This window comes from Candidatus Stoquefichus sp. SB1 (assembly GCF_001244545.1).
Lineage (GTDB): Bacteria > Bacillota_I > Bacilli_A > Erysipelotrichales > Coprobacillaceae > Stoquefichus.
In genome coordinates this window covers 121433-138542 of the sequence record NZ_LN852694.1, presented here as the reverse complement: position 1 = coordinate 138542, position 17110 = coordinate 121433, and the positions used below count along the sequence as shown (strand labels likewise).

Genomic DNA, 17110 nt, shown 5'->3' with positions numbered 1-17110 from the left:
CACCCACTCCAATTGAGGTGCCTTTTTGGCACCTCATAACATCAAAATACTCTTCATTTGTCAATTGAAACATGAAATCATTTGGAAATCTTTAACCTGTCTGTTAAATTGCTTAACTTCAGCCAAATCTGAATCTAACATTACCTGTTGCCCTTATATTTTATACATTAAATCTTTAATTTCTGTCTGTTTTATACCTTGTATAGGAGTATTATCCATATTTTTCATCCTTTCTTCATAACTCTTTATTAATGATATAAGTCCTCTTCTTGACTTATTCATAAAACACACAAACCATATTTATAAATAACTTTTAACAATTTTTATATTGAAAAAAACATCCCCATTGGAGATGTTTCAATCACTTACGAGTAATTAAATATCTCTGGGGTTTTTACTGGCACTCAAATTTATTGGGGTGCCTTTTCTTTTTATATTGTTTCTTCTTTTCATTTCTATGGGGTTCTTTCTCTTTATATTTTCTCTAAATCATTATATGATTATTTTATAAAATTTACAGAAAGAAAATGGATAAACAATCGCCCCGACCAAAGTTTGATTATTTATCCTGTCCTATTGAAGAACACTATGATAATAATTCAAACTCACAAAAAAATCAAGCCTTTCAATCAGTTTGTTTATGACAGATTGATTAGAAGCATCAACTTCAATAAAATTGAGTGCTCCAGTTGTCATTCCCACAGCTGGACTTTTCATGCCTACTATGATCGTCATACTGATTTCTTCAATAGAGATATTGTTATCAGAATACTGAGAGTTCAATGCACTGATTGCGGTGTGACTCATGCAGTTCTTATTCAGGAAATGATTCCCTATTCAATTGCCGATTTCTCTGTTATCTGTTCATCTGTCAATTATTCTCAGTTCACTTATTCCTCTCATCGCTTTTTTCTCATCCATAAATATCACGATATCCCCCTTAGATACATAACCTTATGCTGGATGAACCGCAGAAATCATCCTTGTCTTTTCTATTTTCCCACATGACTTTTGTATGCCTTTCCCTTTTTCTATGTTACTTTTGTCTTAGAAACAAGATGAAAGGAGATTTTTATATGAAGGCTATCGATGCACCACCTCTTTTGGAAGATGGTGAACTGCTCAATACTACCATTATGCCTATTATTTCCGAAAATGATATTCTCAAGTTCTTCAATCTTGAAAAAGATGATATTCAGGAATTCAGAATCACCCATCAGTCAGATGGAATTTACATCTGCATCAGACTGAATGTCAAATATCATCAGTGTCCTGTATGTGGTCAGATGACTGATAAAATTAAGGATTATTCTCAAAAAAAGATTATTCATTCCGTTCTTAATTATTCCCAGTGCTTTATCATATACGAAGCCAGAAGATATCGCTGTCCTCACTGTCACAAAACATTCTTTGAACACAATCCCTTTGTATTTGGAAGTTCCAGAATCTCTGTAGCGACTGTATCCAATATCCTCAGAGATCTTAAGCTTCCCAATGAAACATTCACATCTGTTGCCAGGCGTTATCATGTTTCAGTAACCTCCGTCATCAATATCTTTGATGATCATGTCCGTATTTCCAGGAGACCTCTTCCTGCATGTCTGGGTATTGATGAGGTTTATGCATTCAAGACTTATAAAAGCAAATTTGTCTGTGTGCTGGTTGACTGTACTGACCAGAAGATTGTTGATGTCCTGCCAACACGTAAAAAGGATGACCTGATCAGCTACTTTATGCTTATTCCCAGAGAAGAGCGTGAAAAGGTGCTGTACTGTTCGTTTGACATGTGGGAAACCTACAGGATTGTTGCCAGACACGTCTTTCCCAATGCAAGCTGCTGTATCGACAAGTTTCATGTTGTTCAGGAACTGGGGCGAAGAATGGATAAAGTCAGAATATCAGCTCAGAAAAAGTACATGACACAGATCAGGGAACTTCAACAAAAAAAGAAGAATATCGGCCTTACAAAAGAAGAGGAATATATATACGAGGAAGCATCCAGACACTACTATGTGCTTAAAAAATTTAACTGGATGTTCATCTCAACTGACAACAGAATATTTGATCCCAATGAGGAAAAGAGATACAACAGAAGACTGGAAGGATACTACAACTATTATGATCTGTTTGATTATATGGTGAAGTATGACAGAGAACTTGATATCGCCTATGACCTTAAGGACAGTGTTACCCGTTTCTACAGACAGTGTCATTATGAAGACGCAAAGAAAAAACTGGAAGAAATCATTATCGACTTCAGGTGCTGTCCTATAGAAGAGATGAGCCAGTTCGCCAACACTCTGACAAGATGGAAGCAGGAAATCATCAATTCCTTTATGATTGTAGACAGGGAGAAAAACAGAAAGATGAATACTGCGATTGTAGAGAACCGCAATAAAAGCATCAAGCTGATCAAACATGCATCAAATGGATACCTGAACTGGGAACGTTTCAGAAACAAAATCTTATTTTCACTTAACAGTGATACAACCTATTATCTCAATATTATAAAAAAGGAGGACAAATAATAATGATAAAGACATACAAGCTTATTCTGGAGGACGATGAGAATAGGATTCTTGAAGAAGATGAAGTTCTGGAAGAAATACTGGAAGACATAAGTAATATGTATAGAAGAATCATGATAATATCTTCAAAAGTAGATAAGATTTTAGAAAAATCCAATGAACGATTCTAATTAAAAAAGTCTATACAAAAAAGTGGGGTCAGTTAAGCCCCACTTTATTTGATAGATGAGATTCACGAAATCCCAAGTTATTTTAGATTACCTCACTTACTTTAACTTTATATCAGCTAAAATATTCGCTAAACCAATATAAGAAGCGGGTGTCATATTCACAAGCGTTGCGCGATCTTCATCAGATAAGATTTCTAATCCCTCAGCAAACTTGATAATATCTTCCTTAGAAATACTTTTTCCTCTTGTTAAAGCTTTTAAAGTATCATATGCATCTGATCTTCCATATTTTCTTAACATTGTTTGAATAGGTTCAGCAAGAACTTCCCATTTTTCATTTAAGTCAGCTGCTAATTTTTCTGTATTCACAACACATTTTGCTAAACCATTCATTGTTTCATTAATTGCCTGTAAAGAATATCCAACTGCTAATCCCAAGTTTCTTTGTGCTGAAGAATCTGATAAATCTCTTTGCATACGAGACTTAGGTAACTTATTAGATAAAGCAACACAGATATTGTTTGACATATCAACATTAGCTTCACTGTTTTCAAAACGAATTGGATTAACTTTATGAGGCATTGTACTACTTCCAACTTCACCTTTCACAGGAATTTGTTTGAAGTATTCCATTGAAATGTATAACCACATATCAACATCAAAATCAACCAGGACATTGTTAAAATGACGAATACCATCAAGAATATGACAAGTATAATCATGACTTTCAATTTGAGTTGTTAAAGGATTGAATGTTAATCCTAAATATTCCTCTACAAACTTTTTCGCCATTGCTTGCCAATCAACATTAGGAAACGCTGTTAAAATAGCACTATAGTTTCCAGTTGCACCATTGAATTTTGCTTTGATTTGAACATTTTCAACATTTTCAATGCTTGACATGAAACGATAAGCATAAACTTTAAATTCCTTACCAATTGTTGTTGGTGTTGCAGGTTGTCCATGTGTATGTGCCAGCATAGCATCATCTTTATGCTGTAAAGCCCATTGGTCAATGATATCAGCAAATTCTTTAGCTTTAGGTAACCAGACATCTTTTAAACCATATTTTAACATGCAGGCATAAGATGTATTGTTGATATCTTCAGAAGTACATCCAATATGAACAAAACTGATTAAATAATCATATCCCATATCTTTTAAAGTATTGCCAATAAAATATTCAACAGCTTTGACATCATGTCTTGTTGTAGCTTCAATTTCTTTAATTTTTGCAAATGAATCATAGTTAAATTCTTTTGATATAGCTTCAATCTTAGGCATATCAGCTTGATTGAATTGTGATAAAATATCACTTTCAACATTTTCAATTAAGAACTTTAACCATTGAATTTCAACAAAAACTCTATATTTGACTAAAGCATATTCAGAAAAATATTCACCTAATGCATCTTTAATACCTGAGTAACGTCCATCTAATGGACAAAGTGTCATACTTTCAAACTCTTGTCTTTCCATTTATTTACCACCTTTAAAATATTTTACACCAGCTTCAAATAATTGTTGGTCCATTTCACCATAAATATTCTTATTTCTATTTTCACCCTGACGTTCACTATGTGCCATCTTTCCAAGAATACGTCCATCAGCAGATAAAATACCTTCAATTGCACATAATGATCCATTTGGATTATATGGTGATTCCATTGTTGGTTTTCCTTCACTATCAACATATTGTGTAAAGACTTGACCATTATTAAATAATTCTTCAATCACAGCTTGTGGTGCCACGAAACGTCCTTCTCCATGACTAATTGGAACTGTATGAATATCTCCAACTTGGACATTAGCAAGCCAAGGAGATTTGACTGAACAAATTCTTGTATCAACCATTTGTGATAAGTGACGTCCAATTGTATTGAATGTTAATGTTGGATCTTCTTTATCCATTGTCTTAATATGACCATAAGGAAGTAATCCTAATTTGACTAAAGCCTGGAATCCATTACAAATACCAATCATCAATCCTTCACGATTATCTAATAAATCAGTAATTGCATCTTTCAATTTTGGATTTCTTAAAACAGTTGCAATGAATTTACCAGATCCTTCTGGTTCATCACCAGCACTAAATCCACCTGGTAACATGACAATTTGTGCTGAGCGTATAGCAGCTTCTAATTCATCAACAGATTTTTTAATATCTTCTTCTGTTTTATTTCTAATCAATACCAATTGAACAGTTGCTCCGGCTTTTTCAAAAGCACGTGCAGAATCATATTCACAGTTTGTTCCAGGGAAGACAGGAATGACAACCTTCACTTCATCATATATTTTTGAAGCATGTAAAGGTGTTCTTTCTTCACAATCTTTCACAATCATATCTGTCGTTGGTGCTTTTTCTTTCGTTGGATAAACGTCATCTAAAACACCTTCATAAATTGCATAAGCATCATCTAATGATAATGATTCACCTTGATAAGAAATCACATGAGTATCATTTGTATGACCAATAATTCTTGTATGTTCTAAATTTACAATACTATCATTTTCAACTTCTAAGATGATATTTCCATAGTTCTTAGCTGTTAACTTAGCTAATTCTATGTCTGCTAACTCAACCCCAATAGCATTTCCAAATGCCATCTTATAAACGGCTTCAAGTACTCCACCATCTTTAATTGTATAAGCACTATAAACTTGACCATCTTTCATGAGTTTCATAACAGCATCATATTGCGTTTTTAATGCATCGAAATCATAAACATGGAATTGATCTTTTGGTAACATGACTTCAACCAATGTATGAGTTGCTCCTTTTAATTCTGGTGTCATAACATCTTGAACATCAGCACCAGTAATCGCAAATGATACCAATGTTGGAGGAACGTCTAAATCTTCAAATGTTCCAGACATTGAATCTTTTCCACCAATTGAAGCTAATTTCATTTCAGATTGTACTCTATAAGCACCAAGTAAGGCTGCAAATGGTTTTCCCCACTTGCTAGGATTATCTAATAATTTTTCAAAATATTCCTGGAATGAGAAACGAATTGTATGATAATCTCCCCCCATAGCAACAATCTTCGCAATAGATTCTACGATTGCATACATAGCCCCATGATATGGTGACCATTTAGAAATAAGTGGATTATATCCATAACTCATCAACGAACATGTTGTTGTCTCTTTTCCTAATACAGGAATTAAAGCAGCCATACCTTCTGTTTCTGTTCTTAATGTTTTTCCACCAAATGGAGATAAAACAGTTCCATTTCCAATTGAAGAATCAAATCTTTCAATTAAACCTTTTTGACCACAAACTGATAAACGACTCAAAACTTCTTTTGATGTTTCAACAAATGAAGTTTGTGTTTGATTGTCAAATGGGGTATTCTCAAAATCAGGTAATTCAACTTTGACATCCTGGAAACGAGAAGCTCCATTCTTATCTAAAAACGCTCTATCAATATCAACAATTGTTTGACCCATATAACGCATTGTTAAACGATTATTATCAGTCACAACCGCAACTCTTACAACTTCTAAGTTTTCTGACTGACAAGCTTGTTTAATCATTTCTTCATCTTTTTGATCAATGACAATAGCCATACGTTCCTGTGATTCAGAAATTGCTAATTCTGTTCCTGTTAAACCTTCATATTTCTTTAAAACTGCATCTAAATTGATATCTAGACCAGGTGCCAATTCACCAACAGCGACACAGACACCACCAGCTCCAAAGTCATTACAACGAACAATTTTTTCAGAAACAGCTTTATTTCTAAATAATCTTTGAATTTTTCTTTCTTCTACTGGATTTCCTTTTTGAACTTCTGCTCCAGCAGTCGTTGTTGTTTTTAATTCATGTTTCTTAGAAGAACCGGTTGCTCCACCAATTCCATCACGTCCAGTTCTACCACCAATTAATAAGACAATATGATCTTTTAATGGTTCTAAACGTTTCACTTGATCTTTAGGTGCAGCAGCCACAACAGCTCCAAGTTCCATACGTTTTGCAACGAATCCTTCATCATAAACTTCATGAACAAAACCAGTTGTTAAACCAATTTGATTTCCATAACTTGAGAAACCATGTGCAGCTTCCTGACAAATCTTTCTTTGTGGAAGTTTTCCTGGCAATGTATCATCTAATGATGTTCTTGGATCTCCAGCCCCAGTAATACGCATTGATTGATAAACATATGCACGTCCAGATAATGGATCACGAATAGCTCCACCTAAACATGTTGCTGCTCCACCAAATGGTTCAATTTCAGTTGGATGATTATGCGTTTCGTTTTTAAACATTAATAACCAGTTTTCATCACCATCAGATGTATGAACTGTTAATTCAACTGAACACGCATTGATTTCTTCAGAAACTTCTAAATCATCTAAGTATCCTGTTTTTCTTAATTCTTTCATAGAAATTGTTGCTAAATCCATTAAAGTTAATGGACGTTTTGTATCAATTCCATAAACCAAATGTCTAGATGTTTTATAATCCTCAACATCTTTTTCTAAAATTTCCTTGAAAGCACCACTTTCAATATCTAATTGACTAATAATTGTTGCAAATGTTGTATGACGACAATGATCAGACCAATATGTATCTAAAACTTTTAATTCAGTTTCACTAGGATCTCTTTTTTCTTCATTTTTATAATAATCTTGAGTGACTTTTAAATCATCATAGTTCATAGCCATTCCATTTTCTTGAATATAAGTTCTTAATTCTTCATCACTAAAATGGATAAAACCATGAATGACTGGTACAGCATCAATATGGACATCTCCATCTGCCAAATCATCTGCTTTTTCTAAACTTGCTAATCTTTGATCAACTGGATTAATTAAATAATCTTGAACACGTTTCACATCTTCATCTGTCAATTCTCCAATTAAAACAATTAATTTCGCACATTTGACTTTGACATTCTTTTCACCTGTTAATAATTGAAAACATTGTTCACAAGCATCTGCTCTTTGATCATATTGACCAGGTAAATATTCAATTGCAAATACCTTTGCACCAACTGACACAGGGTATTCTTCCTTATAAACATCATCAACCATTGGTTCACTTAAAATCGTTGGAATTCCCTGATTCAAAACATCAAGAGATACTCCCTGAACATCATAACGATTCACAACACTTAAAGATGTTAATGTATCTAATTTTAATTGTGTTCTTAAATTATTTAAAATTTCATCTGATTCTACAGCATAATCTTTTCTTTTTTCTACATATACACGATAGACTTTACTCATCTTTTCACCTCATTAAATAAGACCAATGTCTTTACGATAATATTTACCTTCAAAATCAATAACTTCAGCAGCTTTATATACTTTTTCTCTTGTTTCCTCCAAAGAAGAACCAAGTGCACAAATATTTAAAACACGACCTCCATTTGTAACGACTTCTCCTTTGTCATTAAAAGCAGTTCCAGCATGGAAAACAATAATATCACTATCAACTTTATCTAATCCTGTAATGACACTTCCTTTTGGATAACTTCCTGGATATCCTGGAGATGCAAGAACGAGACAGGCAACATGTTCATCTTTCCATGATACATTCACTTGATCAAGTGTAGATGTAGATACTGCATACATAATGTCAAACAAATCACTATCAAGTCTTAATAAAATCGATTGGGTTTCAGGATCACCAAAACGGACATTAAATTCAAGAACTTTTGCTTTTCCATCTTCAATCATTAAACCGATAAAAACAACTCCTCTATAATCCATTTGATCAGCTGCTAAACCAGCCATAAATGGATCAAGAATATCTTTTTGAATGACTTCATCCATATTGTCAGGCATAAATGGATTTGGCGATACTGTTCCCATACCACCAGTATTAGGTCCTTTATTTCCATCATATATTTGCTTATGGTCTTTTGCACTTACCATTGGTACAATTGTTTTCCCATCAGTAAAGCAAAGTAATGAACATTCAAATCCCGTTAAGAATTCTTCTAAAACAACTTTACTTCCAGCACCATCTAAGCTTCCATCAATCATCATTTCTTTTAATGTCTCAATTGCTGTTTTTTCATTATCACATATCACAACACCTTTACCAGCAGCAAGTCCATCAGCCTTGACAACGACAGGATAGCTAAATGATTCAAGTGCTACAATAGCTTCATCATAAGTATTGACTTCCTTATAAGCAGCTGTCGGAATATTATGTCTAGCCATGAAATCTTTAGAAAAAGCTTTACTTCCTTCTAAAGTCGCAGCATGTTTTGTTGGACCAAAGACTTTATGACCATGACTTTCTAATAAATCCGCTAGTCCCATGCAAAGAGGAACTTCTGGACCTATCACTGTAAAATCAATATGATTATCTTCAACAAATTTTAAAATCTCATCTATTTCTTCTACACTCCCAGGATGACAAGTTCCTATTTGAGCAATCCCTGGATTTCCTGGAATTGCATGAATTTCATCAACACGAGGACTTTTCTTCAATGTATAAGCAATCGCATGTTCACGACCACCACTCCCAATAACTAAAACTTTCATGGTTTCCTCCTTAATGTCTAAAGTGTCTATAACCTGTAAAGACCATTGGAACATTATGTTCATTACATAAGTCAATTGAATCTTGATCTCTGACACTTCCACCTGGTTGAACAATAGCTGTAATACCAGCATCAATTGCAACTTGTGCACAATCATTAAATGGGAAGAAAGCATCACTTGCTAAAACAGCTCCTTTAAAATCTTTATCAGGATTATTAGCAATCGCATTTTCTAAAGCCCAAATACGTGATGTTTGTCCACCACCAATGGCTAAAGTAACACCATTTTTCACAATACAGATTGCATTAGATTTTACATATTTAACAACTTTCATACCAAATTCCATATCTGAGATTTGTTCTGCTGAAGGTTGTGCAGTTGTGACAACTTTCATTTCATCAATCATTTTTGTATTTAATTCTTGAACCAATACTTTTCCTTCAAGATATTTAATATCATATTTTGCATCTCTTGCATCTAAATTCTTTAATTTTAAAATACGTAAATTTTTCTTTTTCTTTAAAACTTCTAAAGCATCATCATCATAATCAGGAGCTGCAACAATTTCCAAGAAAATCTTATGCATTTCTTCAGCAGTTGCTTTATCGATTTTATAATTCACTGCAACAATCCCACCAAAGATAGATTGTGGATCAGCTTCATAAGCTTTCATATAAGAATCATAACCAGTATCAGCAATAGCAACACCACAAGGAGTAGAATGTTTAATAGCAGCTGTGACAATTTGATCTTTAAATTCTCTAACCACTGCAACGGCTCCATAAAGATCATTGACATTATTAAATGAAATTTCTTTACCATGTAATTGTTCATAATCTAATAAAGATTTTTGAACAAAAGGATCTTCATATTTATTTGCAGCTTGTTGAGAGTTTTCACCATAACGTAAATGTTCAACTTTCTTTAAAGAAATATTTAAAGTATCTGGGAAATCATCACCAACAACACCAGCAAAATAACGAGAAATCATAGCATCATAAGCACCAGTTGTACTAAATGCTTTATAAGCTAAATTTAATCTAAAATTATAATCATCAGTTTTATTTTCTAAAGCTTCTAATACAGATGTATAATCTTTTGGATCAGTGACAATCAAAACATCTTTAAAATTCTTAGCTGCACTTCTAATCATTGATGGTCCACCAATATCAATATTTTCAATCATATCTTCCATTGGTTTCCCTGCTTTTAATGCTTTTTCAAATTCATATAAGTTGACACAAACCAAATCAATTGGTGCAATTCCATGTTCTTCAACTGTTTTCACATGTTCAGGTAAGTCTCTTCTAAATAATAAACCACCATGAACTTTAGGATGTAATGTTTTCACACGTCCATCTAACATTTCTGGAAATCCAGTCACATCATCAATCGTAATTGCTTTGATTCCTGCTTCTTTTAATTTATGAAAAGTTCCTCCAGTAGATACAATTTCAAATCCTAATTTTTCTAATCCTTTACAAAAATCAACAACACCATCTTTATTTGTTACACTGACTAATGCTCTTCTCATAATATTTCTACCCTTTCATTTTCAACTTTTAATTTCCCTAAGCAAAATAATCTAACTGCTTCTGGTAATATGCGATGTTCTACTGATAAAACCATTTGTTGCATTTCTTCAGGTGAGCGAGCAGATGAAACATCTATGGCTTCTTGAAGAATGATTGGTCCTCCATCAACAACTGGTGATACAAAATGAACCGTTGCTCCAGCAACTTTGACTCCGCGAGCAAATGCATGCTCATGGACATGTAATCCATAAAATCCAGGACCACAAAAGGCTGGAATCAATGAAGGATGAATATTCATAATCTTATTGTGATAAAGGGCTGTCAGTTCATCACTTAAGATTGCTAGATATCCCGCTAAAACAATAAAATCAACACCTTCTTCTTTTAAACGCTGTATTAATAATTGATCATCTTTAATGCACTCAGCTTTGATCCCTGCATTTTTAGCTCTTTCTAATCCATAAGCTTTTTTTCTATTAGAAACAACCAAAACAATTTCACCATTGATGCTACCATTTTGGGTAGCATCAATCAGTGATTGCAGGTTTGTTCCTCCACCAGAAACAAAGACTGCCATTTTTAGCATAGTTTAACTCCTTTGTCTCCTGCTTCAATATGACCAACAACATAACATTTATCACCAGCAGCCTCAATAGCTGTCATTGTTTTTTCTACGTCAGCAGGATCAATTGCAATAATCATTCCTAATCCCATATTAAATGTATTATACATCATATCTTCAGCTATATTTCCACTCTTAGCAATTAAGTTGAAAATAGCTGGCACTTCATAACTGTCTTTTTTCACAACAGCTTTCACACCATCTGGTAACATTCTTGGAATATTTTCATCAAATCCACCACCAGTGATATGACTGCATCCTTTAATAGTCACTCCAGCATTTTTGACATTCTTTAATGCTTTCACATAAATTCTTGTTGGTGCAATTAAAGCTTCTCCTAATGTTTTTCCTAATTCATCATAGTATGTGTCTAAAGATTCTTTGCTCATTTCAAAAACTGAACGAACAAGTGAGAATCCATTGCTATGAACACCACTAGAAGCAATACCTACTAAAACATCACCAGGTTTTATATTTTCACCATTAATAATATCTTTTTTATCAACAACGCCTACTGCAAAACCAGCAAGATCATAATCATTTTCTGGCATTAATCCAGGATGTTCAGCTGTTTCACCACCAACAAGAGCACACTCAGATTGCTTACATCCTTCAGCGACACCACTCACAATTGTCGCAATTTTTTCTGGATAGTTTTTCCCACATGCAATATAGTCAAGGAAAAACAATGGTTCTCCACCAGAACAAGCAATATCATTCACACACATTGCAACAGCATCAATACCAATTGTATCGTGTTTATCCATGACAAATGCAAGTTTAACCTTTGTTCCACACCCATCAGTTCCAGATAAGAGAACAGGTTCATCCATATTTTTAATTGCACTTAAATCAAATGCACCGGCAAAACCACCAAGTCCACCTAAAACCTCAGGTCTCATTGTTTCTTTGACATGTTTTTTCATTAATTCAACTGACTTGTATCCTGCTTCAATATCGACTCCAGCTTTTTTATAATCCATCATTAATCTCCTTTTATTTGTTTTGCATACGTGCTAAAACAGCTTTATATGTTTCAATTAAATCTCCAATATCTTGTCTAAAGACATCTTTATCATATTTTTGGTTTGTATCAACATCCCATAAACGACATGAATCAGGTGAAATTTCATCAGCTAATAAGATTTCTCCATCTGCTGTTTTCCCAAATTCAATTTTGAAATCAACTAATTTTAAATTGAATTTCAAGAAGAATTCTTTCAATAATTCATTAATTTGTAATGTTTCTTTTTTAATAAATGCATATTCTTCTCTTGTACATAATTTTAATGCGACAGCATGATCTTCATTAATTAATGGATCACCATAATCATCATTTTTATAACTTAATTCAAAGATTGGTTCATCTAAAACAATGCCTTCAGGTGCTCCCAATCTTTTACAGAAAGATCCAGTTGTAATATTTCTAACAATCACTTCTAATGGGAAGATTTCAACTTTTTTAACTCTGATATCTCTTTCATTGATTTTTTCAATCATATGTGTTTTGATACCTGCTTCTTCTAACATATCAAAGATAATACAAGAAATTGTATTATTTAAAACACCTTTTCCTTCAAATTGATCATGTTTAACACCATTTCCTGCTGTTGCATCATCTTTGTAATGAATTAAATATTCACCTTCTTTGTCTGTTTTATAAACTTGTTTTGCTTTTCCTTCATACAATAATTCTGCCATTTTCGTTTCTCCTTCTTATTTATATTTTTCTATAACTTCATCGTTAGCACGCATTGCTTGTGCTTCCATGTCTTTTCTATAAGCTAATAATTTTTCTTTGATATCATCATGTTTGATGGCCATGATTTGTAATGCCAAATAAGCTGCATTCTTACTTCCATTAATCGCAACAGTTGCCACTGGAATACCAGAAGGCATTTGGACAATTGATAACAATGCATCCATACCATCTAATGTTGCACCACTAAGAGGAACCCCAATCACTGGTAATACAGTTTGTGAAGCAACAACGCCTGGTAAAGCTGCTGCCATTCCAGCTGCTGTAATAATCACTTCTGTTCCATCCGTTTTTGTTTCTTCAATGAATGCACTTAAACCTAAATGTGCACGATGTGCAGAAAGACATCTCACATTCACTTCTACACCATAATCCTTTAAAATCTCTACAGCTGGTTCTACTTTTGATAAATCACTTGTTGAACCCATAATAATTGCAACTTTCATCTTTTATCTTCCTTTCTTTTTAAACGCCAAAAGAGACAATTGTCTCTTCTAGAATAAACCTACTATTTTTCCTTCCTCATCAATATCCATATTGACAGCCGCTGGCACTTTTGGAAGTCCCGGCATACGCATGATATCACCACTAATTGCAACTAAGAAACCGGCTCCAGTATTCGGAATTAAATCATTGATTTCTACAACAAAACCACTTGGTCTTCCTAATAATGTTGGATCATCAGATAAAGAATATTGTGTTTTTGCAACACAGATTGGTAATTGTCCTAATCCCTGTGCTTCATATTTCTTCATCTTATTCAACACTTTCTTAGTGAAAGTGACATCATCTGCACCATATATTTCTTTAGCAATTGTCTTGATCTTATCAGCAATTGACAAATCAAGATCATAGATAGGTGAAAAATGAGCTTCTTTTGTTGCTAAAACATCTAACAATTTTTCCGCCAATTCAATTCCACCATCAGCACCTTTTTCCCATACTTTACTAATGGCTACATCAACACCTTTAGCCTGACAGATTTCGTTTAATAATTGTAATTCAGCCTCTGTGTCAGTTGGGAAAGCATTAATCGCAACCACACTTGGTAAATTGTATTTTGAAATATTTTCAATATGCTTTTCAAGGTTTTCAATTCCTTTTCTTAAAGCATCTAAGTTTTCTTCATTTAAATCTTTCTTAGCAACTCCACCATGCATCTTTAATGCACGTACTGTTGCCACAATGACAACTGCATCAGGTGAAAGTCCAGCCTGACGACATTTGATATCTAAGAACTTTTCAGCTCCTAAATCAGCTCCAAACCCAGCTTCAGTAATCGCATAATCACCTAATTTCATAGCTAAGTTTGTTGCCATAACAGAGTTACATCCATGAGCAATATTCGCAAATGGTCCACCATGAACAAACACTGGTGTATGATCTAATGTTTGCACTAAGTTTGGTTTGATCGCATCTTTTAATAATAAAGTCACTGCTCCTGTTGCTTTGATATCATCCACAGTAACAGGATCCCCAGCATGATTATAAGCAACAATCATACGTCCTGCACGCTTCTTTAAATCTTCTAATGAAGTTGCTAAACATAAAATAGCCATGACTTCACTTGCCACACTGATATCAAATCCATCTTCTCTAGGGACACCATTCACTTTACCACCAAGACCAACAACAATATGTCTTAATGCTCTATCATTTAAATCAACAACACGTTTCCAAACAATTTGTCTTGTATCAATATCCAAAGGATTTCCTTGTTGAATAGAATTATCCAACATCGCTGCAATTAAGTTATTCGCAGTTGTAATTGCATGAATATCTCCAGTAAAATGCAAATTAATATCTTCCATTGGAACAACTTGTGCATATCCTCCACCAGCTGCCCCACCTTTCACACCAAAACATGGTCCTAAACTTGGTTCACGCATAGCCACAACAGATTTTTTCCCCAGCTTATTTAAAGCTTGAGATAAACCTATCATTGTTGTTGTTTTTCCTTCTCCAGCTGGAGTTGGATTAATTGCAGTCACTAAAATCAATTTCCCATTTTCATTGTTTTTTAACTTCGTGATTGCTTCTAAAGAAATCTTAGCTTTATACTTTCCATAAAGTTCTAAATCATCTTCATCTAAACCAACTTTTTGAGCAATTTCTTTAATTGGTTTCATCTTCGCACTTTGTGCAATTTCTACATCAGTTAACATAATGCCACCCTTTCTTTTTATACTTTTTTATTAAGGACTTCGACACTTCTTTTATACCATAAATTGAGGTTTTTCTCCAGTGATATCGATATCATTTCAAGAAAAACAAAAAAAAGAGCGTACTCATCCAGACTTTTGCCCAGACGGTCGACTCTTTCCTATTATACTCCATGTGGTTCATTCCACTTCCGCCAGTTGTATAACTAAGTGAATAATATCATTTCTTATATGATTTTTCAACCACTATTCTACAATTTTTTTACCTATTTTTAATATTAAATAAAATTATTCTTTATTAAGAAAAGATTAACCATTTACAAGCTAATCTTTTCATTTTATTTTAAATTTGTTCTTTTTTTCTTTTTAGCACAAATACTCCAGCAAGTCCACTGACCATAATTAGTAATGAATAGAAAGCAATTGGAGACATATCAGCTGTTTGAGGTGTCTTTGAATTGTTTGTCTTATCTTTTTGATTAACTGGTGGTTTTTTCTTGCTGTCATCAGCCAAAATTTTAAAAGTTGTTGTAACGGAAACATTATTTTTATATTGGAATTTTAATGTATGTGTTCCTGAGGCCAAAGTATTTAAATAATTGGCTTTCAAAGTAAGAATTGTACTTCCAGATTGAACAGTATAATGACTTGGGTTAACCAATGCATTATCTACATAAATACCAACAAAATCATCTAATTTTCCACTACATGTAAATTTTAAATCACCAGTAGTACCAGTTTTATGTGATGAATTAGTTCCAGCAGTTATTTTGACACTTCCAATATCATATTTAGCATTTGAATTAGCAGTGACTTTTAAGAATTCTCCACTCTTTAACCATTCATCAGGAATTGTGAGTTGAAGAGTCCCTTTTTCACTAGCTAATGGTGTTCCAGTCACACTAACAACAACATGAGTTTCATCTATTAAACGAGAATACACCACAAATAAATCACTCGGAAGATTTGTTTTGAGATTAGATGTAGCACTTAAATTTTTGACAAATTCATCATTTTTAATTGTAATCTTAAATGTTTGATTTGTTATTGTTTCTCCTACAGAACCTGTGATTACAACATTTTCTACAGTTGCTTCACGTTCTCCTATTTCAAATTTAGCATTGGAATTTGAAGTTACTTCTAAATTTTTACTTGCACCATCAATATCTTCCTTAGGAATAACAATTTCCATTGCTTCACTTACCGCCGTTGTTGCCTGTCCATATATTTTTAAAGTAATTATTCCATTTTCAGAATCATCACTATCAATAATTGCAACCAGTCCAGCAGGTAGATTTTTAAACCAGCCTGATACTGTACCACCCACAGCTTTGTTGATTTCTACATTTGTATGAATTTTAACTAATGTTGGCTCAATTTGTATATTTTGTCCTATTCCACCTTTAACGATAACATCATCAACTGTCGCAGTAGAACGAATTCCCTTTAAAGTCATAAAATATCTATTTGTTGAATTGTTATAAAGTGTTATGCTTGTAACTTCCCATTGATCATAACTTGCGGTAGAAACATTAGACGGTACTGTATACGTTCCACTATTATAATTCATTCCTGAAGCAATATGTCCACCATTGTGTTTATAATAAGCTACCTCTTGTATTTGTTCATTGTTTTCAGACAAATTAAAAGTATCACCTGCTTTCAAGATATCTCCAACTTCGATATTTGCAAATTGATAACTTATAGCATGAACTTCTTTCATTGGCATCAATGCTAATGACATCATCACGGCTAATAATGCCACACTTGCTTTTTTCAATAATTTCTTTCCCATTCCTTTTTTCTCCTTTTCTTTGAATTTTAATCAGT

Annotated in this window: 13 protein-coding genes and 1 riboswitch; of the genes, 2 read left to right on the top strand and 11 right to left on the bottom strand. The window is 33.4% G+C overall.

Annotated features, from left to right (window positions below; genetic code table 11):
* Window positions 1-573: 573 nt before the first annotated feature.
* Window positions 574-807 (bottom strand): hypothetical protein, encoded by a 234-nt coding sequence (locus tag BN1865_RS18295; RefSeq protein WP_157844080.1) that lies wholly within the window; start codon window positions 805-807, stop codon window positions 574-576.
* Window positions 808-1076: 269 nt separating this feature from the next.
* Between BN1865_RS18295 and BN1865_RS04305 the strand changes: the two genes are divergently transcribed.
* Window positions 1077-2528, top strand: coding sequence for an ISL3 family transposase (locus BN1865_RS04305; RefSeq protein ID WP_232780323.1), 1452 nt, complete (start codon window positions 1077-1079; stop codon window positions 2526-2528).
* A 2-nt stretch (window positions 2529-2530) separates the two neighbouring features.
* Window positions 2531-2698: a hypothetical protein gene (locus tag BN1865_RS18290; protein ID WP_157844079.1), complete on the top strand. Its 168-nt coding sequence runs from the start codon at window positions 2531-2533 to the stop codon at window positions 2696-2698.
* Between the two features lie 96 nt (window positions 2699-2794).
* Here the strand turns inward: BN1865_RS18290 and purB are convergent, their stop codons facing one another.
* The 10 genes from purB to BN1865_RS04255 form a co-directional block, all read right to left on the bottom strand.
* A complete protein-coding gene (purB, locus tag BN1865_RS04300) occupies window positions 2795-4177 on the bottom strand; it encodes an adenylosuccinate lyase (protein ID WP_050636033.1) in 1383 nt (460 codons plus the stop codon).
* Entirely contained in the window at window positions 4178-7933 is a 3756-nt protein-coding gene (locus tag BN1865_RS04295; RefSeq protein WP_050636032.1) for a phosphoribosylformylglycinamidine synthase, read from the bottom strand. It abuts the gene before it with no gap.
* Window positions 7934-7945: 12 nt separating this feature from the next.
* Window positions 7946-9202 carry a phosphoribosylamine--glycine ligase gene (gene purD / locus BN1865_RS04290; RefSeq protein ID WP_050636031.1) on the bottom strand — a complete coding sequence of 419 codons (1257 nt, stop codon included), beginning with the start codon at window positions 9200-9202 and terminating at the stop codon, window positions 7946-7948.
* A 10-nt stretch (window positions 9203-9212) separates the two neighbouring features.
* Complete coding sequence (gene purH, locus BN1865_RS04285) at window positions 9213-10736, bottom strand: bifunctional phosphoribosylaminoimidazolecarboxamide formyltransferase/IMP cyclohydrolase (protein WP_050636030.1); 1524 nt, start codon at window positions 10734-10736, stop codon at window positions 9213-9215.
* Window positions 10733-11323 (bottom strand): phosphoribosylglycinamide formyltransferase, encoded by a 591-nt coding sequence (gene purN, locus BN1865_RS04280; protein ID WP_050636029.1) that lies wholly within the window; start codon window positions 11321-11323, stop codon window positions 10733-10735. The genes purH and purN overlap by 4 nt, the downstream gene beginning before the upstream one ends.
* Window positions 11317-12342 carry a phosphoribosylformylglycinamidine cyclo-ligase gene (purM, locus tag BN1865_RS04275; RefSeq protein ID WP_050636028.1) on the bottom strand — a complete coding sequence of 342 codons (1026 nt, stop codon included), beginning with the start codon at window positions 12340-12342 and terminating at the stop codon, window positions 11317-11319. The genes purN and purM overlap by 7 nt, the downstream gene beginning before the upstream one ends.
* Before the next feature lie 13 nt (window positions 12343-12355).
* Window positions 12356-13060 (bottom strand): phosphoribosylaminoimidazolesuccinocarboxamide synthase, encoded by a 705-nt coding sequence (purC, locus tag BN1865_RS04270; protein ID WP_050636027.1) that lies wholly within the window; start codon window positions 13058-13060, stop codon window positions 12356-12358.
* A 15-nt stretch (window positions 13061-13075) separates the two neighbouring features.
* Window positions 13076-13564, bottom strand: coding sequence for a 5-(carboxyamino)imidazole ribonucleotide mutase (gene purE, locus BN1865_RS04265; RefSeq protein ID WP_050636026.1), 489 nt, complete (start codon window positions 13562-13564; stop codon window positions 13076-13078).
* A 48-nt stretch (window positions 13565-13612) separates the two neighbouring features.
* Window positions 13613-15283 (bottom strand): formate--tetrahydrofolate ligase, encoded by a 1671-nt coding sequence (locus BN1865_RS04260; RefSeq protein ID WP_050636025.1) that lies wholly within the window; start codon window positions 15281-15283, stop codon window positions 13613-13615.
* Between the two features lie 130 nt (window positions 15284-15413).
* Window positions 15414-15492, bottom strand: a riboswitch (ZMP/ZTP riboswitch).
* A 131-nt stretch (window positions 15493-15623) separates the two neighbouring features.
* A complete protein-coding gene (locus BN1865_RS04255) occupies window positions 15624-17075 on the bottom strand; it encodes a sortase B protein-sorting domain-containing protein (RefSeq protein ID WP_050636024.1) in 1452 nt (483 codons plus the stop codon).
* Between the last annotated feature and the right edge of the window lie 35 nt (window positions 17076-17110).